The organism is Bacillus sp. B2-WWTP-C-10-Post-4 (assembly GCF_009183805.1).
In the GTDB taxonomy this organism is placed as follows: Bacteria; Bacillota; Bacilli; order Bacillales; family Bacillaceae_G; genus Bacillus_A; species Bacillus_A cereus.
Genome location: NZ_WEII01000020.1, coordinates 47,630 through 62,954, shown reverse-complemented (window position 1 = coordinate 62,954; position 15,325 = coordinate 47,630). Strand labels below are relative to the sequence as shown.

Genomic DNA, 15,325 nt, shown 5'->3' with positions numbered 1-15,325 from the left:
GGGCTAATAATCAGTGGGGATGGACAAAACCCCCCACTGATTAAAGTTTCACTTTATTATTTTCTTTCAATATTATTCAAATTTCGGTTGTAAGTTGTAAATCTCATTAATACATATAAATTAATAATATTTTGGAATGGGTGTCTGCGTGAGGATTCTCCTTTTACCAAACTTATTGTACAATAGAAACAAGGGGGAGATTAGTTTGAAGGCAAGTCTTTTACAAGAACAAAGCTTACGTTTGGCAATGACACAAGAGTTAAGGCAAGCGATTACAATGCTCCAGTATAATGTACAAGAATTATCGGAGTTTTTGTATGAGCAATCGTTAGAGAATCCCCTTATTGAGTTAGGTGGTTTTGAGAGGGAGAAGAAAAAGAGCTCTAACAACAGTAAAAGTACCAGCAAACAAGTCGAGAATCAGATGGAGATCTACAGTGTGGATTCTACAACGATTCAGCAACATTTATTAAATCAAATACAGTATTATAAAATAGATGAAGAAGAGCGAAAAGTAGCTTCTTTCATTATTATGAACATGGATGGAAATGGATATTTACAAGAAACGAATGAAGAGTTAGCAGAGCTCCTTTCTGCACATATTCATGTAGTCGACCGTTCTGTAGAGCTTGTCCAATCACTGGAGCCAGCAGGGGTAGGGGCGCGTAATATTCAGGAATGTTTAACCTTACAATTGAAGCGCTTACAAAGGCGTAATGGATTAGCAGAAGAGGTTGTAGAAGATCATTTCGCTTATTTCGTGAAGAAAGATTGGCGAAAGCTCGTTCAAGTGTTGAAATGTAGTAATGAGGAATTACAGAGTGCGGTAAATTGTATAACGTCATTACAACCAAAACCAGGTCTTGCGTTTTCTTCAGATAAACCACTTTACATTGTACCTGATATGGCGGTGAAAAAAGATGGCGATCGCCTCGTTTTACAAATGAATGAGAGAAATATGCCGAGAATTGAAATTCATTCTGAATATAGTGCGCTTCTTAATAATAGTGAAAGTGAAGTAGCATCTTACGTATCAGAAAAGTATCAGCATGTGCAGTGGATTATGCGCAGTTTGAAGCAGAGAAAACAGACATTGCTGCAAGTAATGACTATTATTATGGAAAAACAACGTGATTTCTTCTGGAAAGGTCCAGAGTATTTAAGACCTCTCGCTTTAAAAGAGGTAGCGGAAGAGTTAAGTGTGCATGAATCGACAATTAGTCGTGCGACGCGAAATAAATATGTGCAAACACCACACGGTCTATTTGAGATGAAATCGTTCTTTAGCAATGCCGTTTCGACGACTGAAGATGAAGCAGTTTCTACAAAACGTGTAAAACAATTTATTCAAACGCTAATTGGGGCAGAGGATAAGAAAAAGCCACTTTCAGATCAAAAGATTTCAAAATTATTAGAAGAAGAGCATGAAATTGTTATTTCTCGAAGAACAGTGGCGAAGTATAGAGAACAAATGCATATCCCAGCTTCGTCATTACGAAAAACGATCGGATAGGTGAAGAAGATGAAAGTTGTACTGTATACTAAAAAAGATTGTGGCCTTTGCGTGAAGGCAAAACAAGTTTTACAGGAAGTACAATGTGAATATTCTTTTCAAATCGAGGAAATAGATATATATGAAGATAATGACCTTTTAGAAAAATATCACTTAATGATTCCGGTTGTAGAAATGGACGGAAAACAAGTAGAATATGGTAACATTCACAAAGGTGTCATAATAAACTATATAAAGAATGCAGTTAAGAGTTGAATAAGTTTCTATCTCCTGTTACAATAATACACGTAGCAGGGATTATTTTTTTAACCTATGTGGGACACAAAATGTCACTACGGGACGTAAAGTGACCACGAGGGAAAATGAACCGATGTAGTGAGGAGAAAAGATATGCGCTCATGGATTCAGAACACAAAAAAATTATTACCTGATCTGCTACCTGTTATGCAAACGAGAATGCAAATTCTTCAATACATTAGGCTCATGCAGCCGATTGGAAGAAGAAACTTATCAGCAAGTCTCGGTATGACAGAACGAGTATTGCGAAGTGAAGTTCAAGTTTTGAAAGAACAAAACTTAGTTCACGTCGCTTCTTCTGGAATGACTTTGACAGAAGAAGGAACAGCTTTAGTTCTTGCTTTGGAAGACTTTATGAAAGAAATTTCCGGGTTAAAGGTTTTAGAAAAGCAACTTAAGGAAACATTAGACTTGGATGAAGTTTTCGTTGTCCCTGGTGATAGTGATGAATCACCTTGGGTCAAACTGGAGATGGGCCGTGCTTGTGTGACTTGTATAAAAGACCGTCTGACAGCGAATAATATCGTTGCTGTGGCTGGAGGAACTACGCTAGCTGCTGCTGCGGACATGATGCAACTTGATTGCAAAGATTTACATATGCTGTTTGTCCCAGCACGTGGTGGAATTGGAGAAGGTGTTGAATTAGAAGCCAATACCATTTGTGCCAAGATGGCGCAAAATACGATGAGTAATTATCGCTTATTGTATGTTCCAGACCATGTTAGTAGCGAAGCATATGCGTCTATTGTGACAGAGCCTTCCGTGAAAGAAGTTCTTGAGTTGATTCGATCTTCCAATATCGTCATTCATGGAATAGGTGATGCGTTAACAATGGCACGTCGCAGAAGTACTTCAGAAGCAGATTGGTTAAAGATTCAGGCAAGCGAAGCAGTTGGCGAAGCTTTCGGTTACTACTTTAATGAAGAAGGAAATGTTGTTCATAAAGTAAGAACAGTTGGTATGCAACTAGAGGACTTACAAAATGTATCTCATGTTGTTGCAGTCGCTGGAGGTTCTTCAAAGGCAAAAGCAATACAGGCTGTAATTAAACAAGGGCACACTTCAATTCTAATTACAGATGAAGGTGCAGCAAAACAGTTAACAAAGGGTTTTACCCTTTAATATAATCCCCCAAGGAGGAAATTCAAATGACTAAAATTGGTATTAATGGATTTGGACGTATCGGACGTAACGTATTCCGCGCAGCTCTTAACAACTCTGAGGTAGAAGTAGTAGCAATCAACGACTTAACAGATGCTAAAACATTAGCTCACCTTTTAAAATATGACACAGTTCACGGAACTTTAAATGCAGAAGTATCTGCTAACGAAAACAGCATCGTTGTTAACGGTAAAGAAATTAAAGTTATCGCTGAGCGTGACCCAGCTCAATTACCATGGAGCGACTACGGAGTAGAAGTAGTAGTAGAATCTACTGGCCGTTTCACTAAAAAATCAGATGCTGAGAAACACTTAGGTGGATCAGTTAAGAAAGTTATCATCTCAGCTCCAGCTTCTGACGAAGATATCACTGTAGTTATGGGTGTTAACCACGAACAATACGATGCAGCTAACCACAACGTAGTATCTAACGCTTCTTGTACTACAAACTGTCTAGCTCCATTCGCTAAAGTATTAAACGAAAAATTCGGCGTAAAACGCGGAATGATGACAACAATTCACTCTTACACTAACGACCAACAAATCTTAGACTTACCACACAAAGATTTACGTCGTGCTCGTGCAGCAGCTGAAAACATGATCCCAACATCTACTGGTGCAGCTAAAGCTGTAGCATTAGTATTACCAGAACTTAAAGGTAAATTAAACGGTGGCGCTGTACGTGTTCCAACTGCTAACGTTTCTCTAGTTGACTTAGTTGTTGAACTTGACAAAGAAGTAACAGTTGAAGAAGTAAATGCAGCATTCAAAGCAGCAGCTGAAGGCGAATTAAAAGGTATCCTTGGATACAGCGAAGAGCCATTAGTATCTATCGACTATAACGGATGTACAGCTTCTTCTACAATCGATGCATTATCTACAATGGTAATGGAAGGTAACATGGTTAAAGTACTTTCTTGGTACGATAACGAAACTGGTTACTCTAACCGCGTAGTAGACCTAGCAGCTTACATGACTTCAAAAGGTCTTTAATTCTTAATTATATAAGTTATCAATGACAAAACGAGGGAGAGGGTTTGTTCCCTCTCTCTCTTCTTTCGTTTTAAAAGCAAATGTGTTAAGCTTTTGAGTGGGTTTTGTCAATCCTAACTAGTAGTCGGAGGGAAATCCAATGAACAAAAAATCAATTCGTGACGTAGATTTAAAAGGTAAGCGTGTATTTTGCCGCGTTGATTTCAACGTACCTATGAAAGAAGGCAAAATTACAGATGAAACTCGTATCCGTGCAGCTCTTCCTACAATTCAATATTTAGTAGAGCAAGGTGCGAAAGTTATTTTAGCAAGTCACTTAGGCCGTCCAAAAGGTCAAGTAGTAGAAGAAATGCGTTTAACTCCAGTAGCAGCACGTTTAGGCGAGCTTCTTGGTAAAGACGTTAAAAAAGCGGACGAAGCATTCGGACCAGTTGCACAAGAAATGGTTGCAGCAATGAACGAAGGCGACGTATTAGTTCTTGAAAACGTACGTTTCTATGCGGGCGAAGAAAAGAACGATGCAGAACTTGCGAAAGAATTTGCAGCACTTGCTGACATCTTCGTAAACGATGCATTCGGTGCAGCTCACCGTGCTCACGCTTCTACAGCAGGTATCGCAGACTACCTACCAGCAGTATCTGGTCTATTAATGGAAAAAGAGTTAGATGTACTTGGTAAAGCACTTTCTAACCCAGAACGTCCATTTACAGCTATCATCGGTGGTGCGAAAGTAAAAGATAAAATCGGTGTAATTCGTCATCTATTAGACAAAGTAGATAACTTAATCATCGGTGGTGGACTTGCTTACACATTCGTTAAAGCTTTAGGTCATGAAATTGGTCTATCTCTATGTGAAGACGACAAGATCGAACTAGCTAAAGAATTTATGCAACTTGCAAAAGAAAAAGGCGTAAACTTCTACATGCCAGTTGATGTTGTAATCACTGAGGAATTCTCTGAAACTGCAACAACTAAAATCGTTGGTATCGACTCTATCCCTTCTAACTGGGAAGGCGTGGACATCGGTCCTAAAACACGTGAAATTTATGCAGATGTAATTAAAAATTCTAAGCTTGTTGTATGGAATGGACCAATGGGTGTATTCGAAATGACTCCATTCGCAGAAGGTACAAAAGCAGTAGGACAAGCATTAGCAGATGCAGAAGATACATACTCTGTTATCGGCGGTGGTGACTCTGCAGCAGCTGTTGAAAAATTCGGTATGGCTGATAAAATGAGCCACATTTCTACTGGCGGCGGTGCGTCATTAGAATTCATGGAAGGTAAAGAGCTTCCAGGTGTAGTTTGTCTTAACGACAAATAAGTAGCAGCCAAAGAAAAAGGACGGTGCAAAGCATGCGTAAACCAATTATCGCAGGTAACTGGAAAATGAATAAAACTCTATCTGAAGCAGTTAGCTTCGTAGAGGAAGTTAAAGGTCAAATCCCAGCAGCTTCAGCTGTTGATGCAGTAGTTTGCTCTCCAGCTCTATTCTTAGAGCGCCTTGTAGCAGCAACTGAAGGAACTGACTTACAAGTAGGTGCACAAAACATGCACTTCGAAAAAAATGGTGCATTCACTGGCGAAATTAGCCCAGTAGCACTTAGCGACTTAAAAGTTGGCTATGTAGTACTTGGCCACTCTGAGCGTCGTGAAATGTTTGCTGAAACAGATGAGTCAGTAAACAAAAAGACTATCGCAGCATTTGAACATGGTTTAACACCAATCGTATGTTGTGGTGAGACTTTAGAAGAGCGCGAAAGCGGAAAAACATTTGATCTAGTAGCAGGTCAAGTGACAAAAGCACTTGCAGGTTTAACAGAAGAGCAAGTTAAAGCAACTGTTATCGCTTATGAGCCAATCTGGGCTATCGGTACAGGTAAATCTTCTTCTTCTGCAGATGCAAACGAAGTATGTGCGCACATCCGTAAAGTTGTTGCAGAAGCTGTTTCTCCAGAAGCTGCAGAAGCTGTTCGTATCCAATACGGCGGTAGCGTAAAACCAGAAAACATTAAAGAGTATATGGCACAATCTGACATCGACGGCGCTTTAGTTGGCGGTGCTAGCTTAGAGCCTGCTTCGTTCTTAGGTCTTCTGGGGGCGGTAAAATGAGAAAGCCAACAGCTTTAATCATTCTTGACGGTTTCGGACTTCGTGAAGAAACTTACGGGAATGCTGTAGCACAAGCTAAGAAACCTAATTTTGATGGCTACTGGAACAAATTCCCTCACACAACGCTTACAGCTTGTGGTGAGGCGGTAGGTCTTCCAGAAGGTCAAATGGGTAACTCTGAGGTTGGTCACTTAAATATCGGTGCTGGCCGCGTAGTATATCAAAGCTTAACACGCGTTAACGTTGCAATTCGTGAAGGTGAGTTCGATAAGAACGAAACTTTCCAAAATGCAATTAAAAGTGTAAAAGAAAAAGGTACTGCACTTCATTTATTCGGTTTACTTTCTGACGGTGGTGTGCACAGTCACATGAACCATATGTTTGCTCTTCTTCGCCTAGCAGCAAAAGAAGGCGTGGAGAAAGTTTATATCCATGCCTTCTTAGACGGCCGCGATGTTGGACCACAAACAGCAAAAGGTTATATCGATGCAACGAATGAAGTAATTAAAGAAACAGGAGTAGGACAATTCGCGACTATCTCTGGTCGTTATTACTCTATGGACCGTGACAAGCGTTGGGATCGCGTAGAAAAATGTTACAGTGCTATGGTGAATGGTGAAGGCCCTACTTATAAATCAGCAGAAGAGTGTGTAGAAGACTCTTATGCGAACGGTATCTATGATGAATTCGTATTGCCGTCTGTAATTGTTAACGAAGATAACACGCCAGTTGCAACAATCAATGATGATGATGCAGTTATCTTCTATAACTTCCGTCCAGACCGTGCAATTCAAATTGCTCGTGTATTTACAAACGAAGACTTCCGTGAGTTCGATCGTGGTGAAAAAGTACCTCACATTCCAGAATTCGTATGTATGACACACTTCAGTGAAACTGTAGATGGTTACGTGGCATTCAAGCCAATGAACCTTGATAACACTTTAGGTGAAGTTGTTGCGCAAGCGGGATTAAAGCAACTTCGCATCGCGGAAACTGAAAAGTATCCGCACGTTACATTCTTCTTTAGCGGTGGTCGTGAGGCTGAATTCCCAGGAGAAGAGCGTATCTTAATTAACTCACCGAAGGTTGCAACGTATGACTTGAAACCTGAAATGAGCATTTACGAAGTAACGGACGCTTTAGTAAATGAAATCGAAAATGATAAACATGATGTTATCATTCTTAACTTTGCGAACTGTGATATGGTTGGCCATTCTGGGATGATGGAACCAACAATTAAAGCAGTAGAAGCAACTGACGAATGTTTAGGAAAAGTTGTAGAAGCGATTCTTGCAAAAGATGGTGTAGCACTTATTACTGCTGACCATGGTAATGCTGATCAGGAGTTAACTGCTGATGGCGGTCCTATGACAGCTCATACAACTAACCCGGTTCCTTTCATCGTTACAAAAAATGATGTAGAGCTTCGTGAAGGTGGTATTTTAGGAGATATCGCTCCAACAATGCTTACACTTTTAAATGTGGAACAACCGAAAGAAATGACAGGTAAAACAATTATTAAATAATTTGCTTATATAAAAAGGAGAGAATTTATTATGTCAACAATTATTGATGTTTATGCTCGCGAAGTCCTTGACTCTCGTGGTAACCCAACTGTAGAAGTAGAAGTTTACACAGAAAGCGGCGCTTTCGGACGCGCTATCGTACCAAGTGGTGCATCTACTGGTGAGCACGAAGCAGTAGAATTACGTGACGGTGACAAATCTCGTTACCTTGGTAAAGGTGTTGTTAACGCAGTAAACAACGTTAACGAAATTATCGCTCCAGAAATCGCTGGTTTCGATGTAACTGACCAAGCTGGTATCGACCGTGCTATGATCGAATTAGATGGCACTCCAAACAAAGGTAAACTAGGCGCTAACGCTATCCTTGGTGTATCTATGGCAGTAGCTCACGCAGCAGCTGACTTCGTAGGTCTTCCATTATACCGTTACCTTGGTGGATTCAATGCAAAACAATTACCAACTCCAATGATGAACATCATCAACGGTGGTTCTCACGCTGATAACAACGTTGACTTCCAAGAGTTCATGATCTTACCAGTTGGTGCTCCAACATTCAAAGAATCAATCCGTATGGGTGCTGAAGTATTCCATGCACTTAAAGCTGTATTACATGACAAAGGTCTTAACACTGCAGTAGGTGACGAAGGTGGATTCGCTCCAAACCTTGGTTCTAACCGTGAAGCTTTAGAAGTAATCATCGAAGCTATCGAAAAAGCTGGTTACAAAGCTGGCGAGAACGTATTCTTAGGAATGGACGTTGCTTCTTCTGAGTTCTACAACAAAGAAACTGGTAAATATGACCTTGCAGGCGAAGGCCGTACTGGCTTAACTTCTGCAGAAATGGTTGATTTCTATGAAGAGCTTTGCAAAGACTTCCCAATCATCTCTATCGAAGATGGTTTAGACGAAAACGACTGGGATGGTCACAAATTATTAACTGAGCGTATCGGTGATAAAGTACAATTAGTTGGTGACGATTTATTCGTAACTAACACTCAAAAACTTGCTGAAGGTATCGAAAAAGGTATCTCTAACTCAATCTTAATTAAAGTTAACCAAATCGGTACTTTAACTGAGACTTTCGAAGCTATCGAAATGGCTAAACGTGCTGGTTACACAGCAGTTGTATCTCACCGTTCTGGTGAAACTGAAGATGCTACAATCGCTGACATCGCAGTTGCAACTAACGCTGGCCAAATCAAAACTGGTTCTATGAGCCGTACTGACCGTATTGCTAAGTACAACCAATTATTACGCATCGAAGACGAACTAGGCGAAATCGCTGTTTACGATGGTATCAAATCTTTCTATAACATCAAACGATAATTGTAGAAAATAAACGACAGACCGTGAGAAATCACGGTCTGTTTTTTTATGCTAAAATTGTTCACCCGTCATAAGTGACATGAAATGTTTGAAGAAGCGGTTATAGTCAAAATCAATTGCGATTTGATGAACCGGCCAATCAATAAATGGCTTCTGGTTCACTAAAGAGCGAAATTCCCCTATGGTTGCTCCTTGTGCAGAGGATTCTGTCATGACAACAATAGGTGATTTATGATACGTGAACATAGAGTTATCAAATAAAGCGAGTATTGGCATTGTGTCATGGAAAGGGCTGCCTTTTAAATGTGGTAGGGCGTCTTTATAATATCCGTAGTAATAATGATCGAATAAAGGTTTGAGAAGTGGGGCTTTTCCTTTTGCTTCAATATACTCTGCCATTTCTGGTGTAATGACGGAATATTGGGTAACGTTTAATGGGTATATGTACATGTTAGCTGTAGATTGAAGGACTATATTAGCAGCAGTAGGATCGCCATAAAAGTTTGCTTCGGAAATAGGGGTAACATTACCAGGATGTAAAAAGGCACCGCCCATTACGTAGTAAGATTTAACTTGCTTCATTAACTGTTTACATACGATGAATAAAATTGCTAGGGAGGTAAGTCTTCCTAAACTTACAATGATTAATTCATCTTTATACTGTTCAATAAGAGGAATGACTTCAAAAAAATTCTCCATTTCTCCGTTAGTCACATTCACCTTTGGAATAATTGGACCGAGCCCCTGTTTCCCATGTACATCCGTAAAAAACGCAGGTGGGGCACCTGTAAGGGGACGTTCTGAACCACCGAATATCTTGATATTTCTATTCTTTGTTTCGTTATTAAAAAAATGAGCATTTTCTACGGCCATTTTTTTTGGAACATTGCCGTAATCAGCAACGATACCGACGATTTCTATTTCATCGATAAAGAATGCTAAGAGGAGAGCCATCGTATCATCAATCCCAGGATCACAAAAAATGAGAACTTTTTTGGGCATATGTTCACCACCTATCTTGTTTATCCGGTACAAATCCGCTTGGTGAGGGATAATAATTAATGGGGATGAGGAAAACCTCAATGATTAAAGTTTCACTTTATATATATGTAAGTTTAAGGATAAAAAGATTATTTTATTGAAATAATAGTCTTTTAAATTCAGAAAATAAAAACTTTTTATATTAGGTCAAGGTTTTTGACGTAATTTTCGTTTAGAAATGCAGTCATATCAAGGTTGTAAGCGTATAACATAGGCTGTTTTTGCTGTCAAGTTGATAAATTGCAGCTTTTTACAATTTATACTATGATAAAGATATTAACAGAAGATCGTATAAACATGAGGGATGATGAACATGAAATTTACAAAGATTCTTGTCCAAATTGCTGCTCTTTACGTGTTTTATATGGTTGGAACTTGGGTGCAAGAAATGTTAAATATTCCGATTCCAGGAAGTTTGATTGGAATGTTCCTCTTACTTGTTTTACTTAGCCTAAAAGTTCTTCCAGTGAAATGGTTCGATTTAGGAGCAGAAACACTCGTTGCTATTATGCCGTTTTTATTAATTCCGCCAACGCTTGGCCTAATGAATTACGGTGCTTTTTTTATGAGTAAAGGAATTTCTCTTTTCATTACAGTTGTAGCGAGTACATTTTTAATTATTATTGTCGCAGGACATACAGGACAATATCTTGCGAATAGGAAGGAAAGAGAGTCGCGATGAGCCAAATATTAATCGGAATCGGTTGGGTTCTTTTTACGGTGCTATTATATCAATTATCTAAAAAAATCTATAAATTATTTCCAACACCATTCACCATTCCAATGCTTGTAGCAACTGGATTAATGGCTTTCCTATTTATCGTGCTTGATATACCATATCAACATTATATGGAAAGTGGTGGTGGCTGGATTGCAAAGCTACTTGGACCCGGTGTTGTAGCATTTGCAATTCCTCTTTATAAACAACGTCATGTTCTGCAAAAATATGTTGTACCGATTGCTGGCGGGGTATTAGTAGGTACAACAGTTGCAATCGCTAGTGATTTTGCGATTGCTTCACTTATGGGAACGGATAAAAGCTTAATCTTATCGTCATTACCAAAATCGGTGACAATGCCAGTTGCGATGAGTGTTTCTGAACAAGTCGGTGGTGTACCTTCCTTAACAGCAGCTTTCGTTGTTATCGCAGGTATTACTGGAACGATTACAGGACCCCTTTTATTAAAATGGAGCCGTGTTACAAACTCAGTTGGTAAAGGTATCGGATTTGGATGTGCTTCTCATATTATGGGCGTGATGAGAGCGATGAAAAATAACGAGCATGAAGGTGTTATTGGATCGGTAACAATGACATTAACAGCAATTTTGACATGTTTACTTGGACCGTTATTTGCGATGATGTTTATGTAATAGAAGAAAAGCGAGAGCGCCTCTATAGCTCTCGCTTTTCTATAGAATTTATGCTACAGTTACAATAACTGAATCTTTGTAGGAGGTACGCCAAGTGCATACGTTATTATCAGTTTTACTTATTATTGTATCGATTTTAATGATTGTTATGGTACTTATGCAATCTAGTAATAGCTCAGGCCTTTCAGGTGCAATTTCAGGCGGTGCGGAGCAATTATTTGGTAAGCAAAAGGCACGTGGAATTGAAGCGGTATTAAACCGTATTACAATTGTTTTAGCTGTATTGTTCTTTGTATTAACAATTGGTGTTACGTACTTCAATTTATAGAATTGAAAGAAGAAGCGTTAGTGAATGGTACTAATGGTTCTTCTTTTTTTGTTTTGCTATTTGAAAGATGTTTCTAATTAGATTATAGAAATACAAATATGGTACACTAGATATAGAAAGAATACGACTAGATTACAGAAGAGAAAGAGGAGAAATACATGATGAAATTAGCATCTCCGAAACCATTTACATTTGAGGGTGGAGACCGCGCTGTTTTATTACTACATGGATTCACAGGGAACTCAGCTGATGTACGTATGTTAGGGCGTTTCTTAGAAAAGAAAGGCTATACTTGTCATGCGCCAATTTATAAAGGGCACGGTGTACCACCAGAAGAGCTTGTTCATACAGGGCCTGAAGATTGGTGGCAAGATGTAACGGAGGCATATCAGCTTTTAAAAGATAAAGGTTTTGAGAAAATTGCTGTTGTTGGATTGTCACTTGGCGGCGTATTTTCTTTAAAATTAGGTTATACAGTACCGGTTTTAGGTGTAGTACCAATGTGTGCACCGATGTATATTAAGAGCGAAGAAACGATGTACCAAGGTATATTGGCATATGCCCGCGAATATAAAAAACGTGAGCAAAAATCACCTGAACAAATTGAACAAGAAATGTTGGAATTCCAAAAGACACCGATGAATACATTAAAAGCATTACAACAATTAATTGCTGACGTACGTAACAATGTGGATATGATTTATGCGCCAACATTTGTTGTACAAGCACGTCATGACGAAATGATTAATACAGATAGTGCTAACATTATTTATAACGGTGTAGAATCTACGTTAAAAGACATTAAATGGTATGAAGACTCTACGCATGTCATTACACTTGATAAACAACGTGACGAGCTACATGAGGATGTATATAACTTCTTGGAGCAACTAGATTGGTAAGATCTAGTTGCCTCTTTTTTTCATAAGGAATTTTTTGTGAAAACTGTAAAAATCATAAGGGGAGTATTGAAGTTTCACTTTATACATCCCCTATCTTTCGGATACACTAAATAATATAAGGTTTTAAAGGAGGTATTTTTGCTTGGAAGAAATCATACAAGAACATATTGATAAGTTGTTATTATTTATGAGAGAAGAAGCGTATAAACCGCTAACGATACAAGAGTTAGAAGAGGCATTTGGGATTGAAGGTTCTGAGGGCTTTAAAGATTTCGTAAAGGCACTTGTAACGATGGAAGAAAAGGGACTTGTTATTCGTACTCGTAGCAACCGTTACGGTCTTCCTGAAAAGATGAATTTAGTAAGAGGTAAGTTAATTGGACATGCACGTGGTTTTGCATTCGTTGTACCAGACGAGAAGAAAACAGGAGACGATGATCTTTTCATCCCGCCTACAGAATTAAACGGTGCACTTCATGGCGATACAGTATTAGCACGCCTTAGTTCTCAATCGAGCGGTTCGCGTCAAGAAGGTTCAATTGTACGCATTTTAGAGCGTGGAACGAAAGAACTAGTTGGTACATATACAGAATCGAAAAACTTTGGATTCGTTATACCTGACAATAAGCGCTGGACGAGTGATATCTTTATCTTGAAAAGCGCATCGATGGGTGCTGTAGAAGGTCATAAAGTAGTTGTGAAAATTACGAGCTATCCAGAGAATCGTTTAAGTGCAGAAGGTGAAGTTATTCAAATTCTAGGTCATAAAAATGATCCAGGAGTAGATATTTTATCTGTCATTCATAAACATCATTTACCTTTAGCATTCCCTGAGGAAGTGATGGAGCATGCAAACAGTGTACCAGAAACGATTTCAGAAGAAGATTTAAAAGATCGCCGCGACCTGCGCGATCAAATGATCGTAACGATTGATGGTGCAGATGCGAAAGACTTAGATGATGCTGTTACAGTAACGAAGCTTGAGAACGGTAACTACAAGCTAGGCGTTCACATTGCGGATGTAAGTCATTACGTTCAAGAAGGCTCTCCAATTGATGTTGAAGCAGCGGAAAGAGCGACGAGTGTATATCTTGTTGACCGTGTAATCCCGATGATTCCGCATCGTCTATCTAACGGTATTTGTTCATTAAATCCGAAAGTAGACCGTCTGACGTTATCTTGTGAAATGGAAATCAACAATTTAGGTGATGTTGTTAAACACGAGATTTTCCAAAGTGTGATTAAAACGACAGAGCGTATGACGTATGCTGACGTAAGAAGCATTTTAGAAGATGAGGACGAAGAGTTAATTAAGCGTTATGAGCCGCTCGTACCGATGTTTAAAGAGATGGGGCAATTGGCACAAATTTTACGTGAAAAACGTATGCGCCGTGGTGCAATTGACTTTGACTTTAAAGAAGCGAAAGTATTAGTGGATGAAGAAGGAAAACCGACTGATGTTGTTATGCGTGATCGTTCTGTTTCAGAGAAGTTAATTGAAGAATTTATGCTTGTTGCGAATGAAACAGTAGCAGAGCACTTCCACTGGATGAACGTACCGTTTATGTACCGTGTCCATGAAGATCCGAAAGAAGATAAGCTTGAGCGTTTCTTCGAGTTTGTAACGAACTTCGGATATGCGGTAAAAGGACGTGCGAATGAAGTGCACCCTCGTGCGCTGCAACAAATTCTTGAAATGGTTCAAGGACAGCCAGAAGAAGTAGTTATTTCAACAGTTATGCTTCGTTCTATGAAGCAAGCTCGTTACGATGCGGATAGTTTAGGACATTTCGGTTTATCAACTGAGTTCTACACACATTTCACATCACCAATTCGTCGTTACCCAGATACAATCGTTCATAGATTAATTCGTGAATACATTATTAATGGTAAAGTCGACAACGAAACGCAAGCAAAATGGCGTGAAAAATTACCTGAGATTGCAGAGCACTCTTCTAATATGGAACGCCGTGCTGTTGAAGCAGAGCGTGAAACAGATGAGATGAAAAAAGCAGAGTATATGGTTGATAAGATCGGTGAAGAGTATGACGGTATGATTAGCTCTGTAACAAACTTCGGTTTATTCGTAGAGCTTCCAAATACAATTGAAGGTCTTGTACACGTTAGCTACTTAACGGATGATTACTACCGTTATGACGAGCAACATTTCGCTATGATCGGAGAACGTACAGGAAACGTATTCCGCATCGGTGACGAAATTACAATTCGCGTTATTAACGTAAACAAAGACGAGCGTGCAATCGACTTTGAAATCGTTGGCATGAAAGGCACACCTCGCCGTAAGTTCAAAGATCGTCCAGTCGTTATCGAGCAGCCAAGAACAGGCAGAAAGAAACGCGGTGGACGTAGCGAGCGCAGTAATGAGCGCGGCGGTGAACGTGGCACAGGTAGAAAATTTGACCGTGGTGGTAAAGGAAAAGGAAGAGGATCTGCATCCGCATCCGCTTCTGCTAGCCAGCCAGGAAAAAAAGATGGTAACGGTAAGAAGAAAAAAGCATTCTTCGAAAACGTACCAGGATTCAAGAAGAAAAAGAAAAAGCGTAAGTAAGAAAAGAGTGGCTTCGCTTTGATGAAAAGCGGGGCCTTTTCTTTTTTCTTCGTGGCTTAAGAGCGAGCCACTTTCGCTTTTTGTTGGAATCCAGCTACAGTGGCTAGAATGTTCGGCGGCTTCGCTTCTTCCCCAGAGGCAAAGAGCGCCTCAAGGTCAGAAGCTCCATCCACCTCACATTCTGAGC

The 15,325-nt window shown here is 39.5% G+C and carries 14 protein-coding genes; 13 read left to right on the top strand and 1 reads right to left on the bottom strand.

The window, feature by feature from the left end; genetic code table 11:
• Positions 1-205: 205 nt before the first annotated feature.
• From rpoN to eno, 8 genes are all read left to right on the top strand, one after another.
• Positions 206-1,513 (top strand): RNA polymerase factor sigma-54, encoded by a 1,308-nt coding sequence (gene rpoN, locus GBN78_RS11310; RefSeq protein ID WP_000647955.1) that lies wholly within the window; start codon positions 206-208, stop codon positions 1,511-1,513.
• A 9-nt stretch (positions 1,514-1,522) separates the two neighbouring features.
• A complete protein-coding gene (locus tag GBN78_RS11305) occupies positions 1,523-1,768 on the top strand; it encodes a glutaredoxin family protein (protein ID WP_000869730.1) in 246 nt (81 codons plus the stop codon).
• A 135-nt stretch (positions 1,769-1,903) separates the two neighbouring features.
• Positions 1,904-2,932, top strand: coding sequence for a gapA transcriptional regulator CggR (gene cggR, locus GBN78_RS11300; protein WP_001258185.1), 1,029 nt, complete (start codon positions 1,904-1,906; stop codon positions 2,930-2,932).
• 26 nt (positions 2,933-2,958) lie between these two features.
• Positions 2,959-3,963 (top strand): type I glyceraldehyde-3-phosphate dehydrogenase, encoded by a 1,005-nt coding sequence (gap, locus tag GBN78_RS11295; protein ID WP_000161236.1) that lies wholly within the window; start codon positions 2,959-2,961, stop codon positions 3,961-3,963.
• A gap of 139 nt (positions 3,964-4,102) precedes the next feature.
• On the top strand, positions 4,103-5,287 hold the full coding sequence (locus GBN78_RS11290) for a phosphoglycerate kinase (RefSeq protein WP_001036350.1): 1,185 nt from the start codon (positions 4,103-4,105) through the stop codon (positions 5,285-5,287).
• 32 nt (positions 5,288-5,319) lie between these two features.
• A complete protein-coding gene (gene tpiA / locus GBN78_RS11285) occupies positions 5,320-6,075 on the top strand; it encodes a triose-phosphate isomerase (RefSeq protein WP_001231038.1) in 756 nt (251 codons plus the stop codon).
• The gene (gene gpmI, locus GBN78_RS11280; protein ID WP_001231158.1) at positions 6,072-7,601 is read left to right on the top strand and encodes a 2,3-bisphosphoglycerate-independent phosphoglycerate mutase; all 1,530 of its coding nucleotides are present in this window, start codon (positions 6,072-6,074) and stop codon (positions 7,599-7,601) included. Before tpiA ends, gpmI begins: the two co-directional genes overlap by 4 nt.
• A gap of 30 nt (positions 7,602-7,631) precedes the next feature.
• Positions 7,632-8,927: a phosphopyruvate hydratase gene (gene eno / locus GBN78_RS11275; protein ID WP_000103951.1), complete on the top strand. Its 1,296-nt coding sequence runs from the start codon at positions 7,632-7,634 to the stop codon at positions 8,925-8,927.
• A gap of 51 nt (positions 8,928-8,978) precedes the next feature.
• Here eno and GBN78_RS11270 read toward each other — a convergent pair whose 3' ends face one another.
• Positions 8,979-9,929, bottom strand: coding sequence for a nucleoside hydrolase (locus GBN78_RS11270; RefSeq protein ID WP_001125054.1), 951 nt, complete (start codon positions 9,927-9,929; stop codon positions 8,979-8,981).
• A gap of 352 nt (positions 9,930-10,281) precedes the next feature.
• On the opposite strand from GBN78_RS11270, the gene GBN78_RS11265 reads away from it, so the two are divergent.
• The 5 genes from GBN78_RS11265 to rnr all read left to right on the top strand — a co-directional run bounded on the left by GBN78_RS11265 (position 10,282) and on the right by rnr (position 15,138).
• The gene (locus GBN78_RS11265) at positions 10,282-10,650 is read left to right on the top strand and encodes a CidA/LrgA family holin-like protein (RefSeq protein WP_000673222.1); all 369 of its coding nucleotides are present in this window, start codon (positions 10,282-10,284) and stop codon (positions 10,648-10,650) included.
• A complete protein-coding gene (locus GBN78_RS11260) occupies positions 10,647-11,339 on the top strand; it encodes an LrgB family protein (protein ID WP_000078304.1) in 693 nt (230 codons plus the stop codon). The genes GBN78_RS11265 and GBN78_RS11260 overlap by 4 nt, the downstream gene beginning before the upstream one ends.
• Before the next feature lie 94 nt (positions 11,340-11,433).
• Complete coding sequence (gene secG / locus GBN78_RS11255; protein ID WP_000557264.1) at positions 11,434-11,667, top strand: preprotein translocase subunit SecG; 234 nt, start codon at positions 11,434-11,436, stop codon at positions 11,665-11,667.
• A 161-nt stretch (positions 11,668-11,828) separates the two neighbouring features.
• The gene (estA, locus tag GBN78_RS11250) at positions 11,829-12,569 is read left to right on the top strand and encodes a carboxylesterase (RefSeq protein ID WP_000761976.1); all 741 of its coding nucleotides are present in this window, start codon (positions 11,829-11,831) and stop codon (positions 12,567-12,569) included.
• Positions 12,570-12,711: 142 nt separating this feature from the next.
• The gene (rnr, locus tag GBN78_RS11245) at positions 12,712-15,138 is read left to right on the top strand and encodes a ribonuclease R (protein ID WP_000391096.1); all 2,427 of its coding nucleotides are present in this window, start codon (positions 12,712-12,714) and stop codon (positions 15,136-15,138) included.
• Positions 15,139-15,325 lie beyond the last annotated feature (187 nt).

Bases quoted from the DNA above. Each gene is read 5' to 3' on its own strand.
- GBN78_RS11305 (WP_000869730.1), top strand. From the start codon at position 1,523: ATGAAAGTTGTACTGTATACTAAAAAAGATTGTGGCCTTTGCGTGAAG.
- cggR (WP_001258185.1), top strand. From the start codon at position 1,904: ATGCGCTCATGGATTCAGAACACAAAAAAATTATTACCTGATCTGCTA.
- gap (WP_000161236.1), top strand. From the start codon at position 2,959: ATGACTAAAATTGGTATTAATGGATTTGGACGTATCGGACGTAACGTA.
- GBN78_RS11290 (WP_001036350.1), top strand. From the start codon at position 4,103: ATGAACAAAAAATCAATTCGTGACGTAGATTTAAAAGGTAAGCGTGTA.
- tpiA (WP_001231038.1), top strand. From the start codon at position 5,320: ATGCGTAAACCAATTATCGCAGGTAACTGGAAAATGAATAAAACTCTA.
- gpmI (WP_001231158.1), top strand. From the start codon at position 6,072: ATGAGAAAGCCAACAGCTTTAATCATTCTTGACGGTTTCGGACTTCGT.
- eno (WP_000103951.1), top strand. From the start codon at position 7,632: ATGTCAACAATTATTGATGTTTATGCTCGCGAAGTCCTTGACTCTCGT.
- GBN78_RS11270 (WP_001125054.1), bottom strand. From the start codon at position 9,929: ATGCCCAAAAAAGTTCTCATTTTTTGTGATCCTGGGATTGATGATACG.
- GBN78_RS11265 (WP_000673222.1), top strand. From the start codon at position 10,282: ATGAAATTTACAAAGATTCTTGTCCAAATTGCTGCTCTTTACGTGTTT.
- GBN78_RS11260 (WP_000078304.1), top strand. From the start codon at position 10,647: ATGAGCCAAATATTAATCGGAATCGGTTGGGTTCTTTTTACGGTGCTA.
- estA (WP_000761976.1), top strand. From the start codon at position 11,829: ATGAAATTAGCATCTCCGAAACCATTTACATTTGAGGGTGGAGACCGC.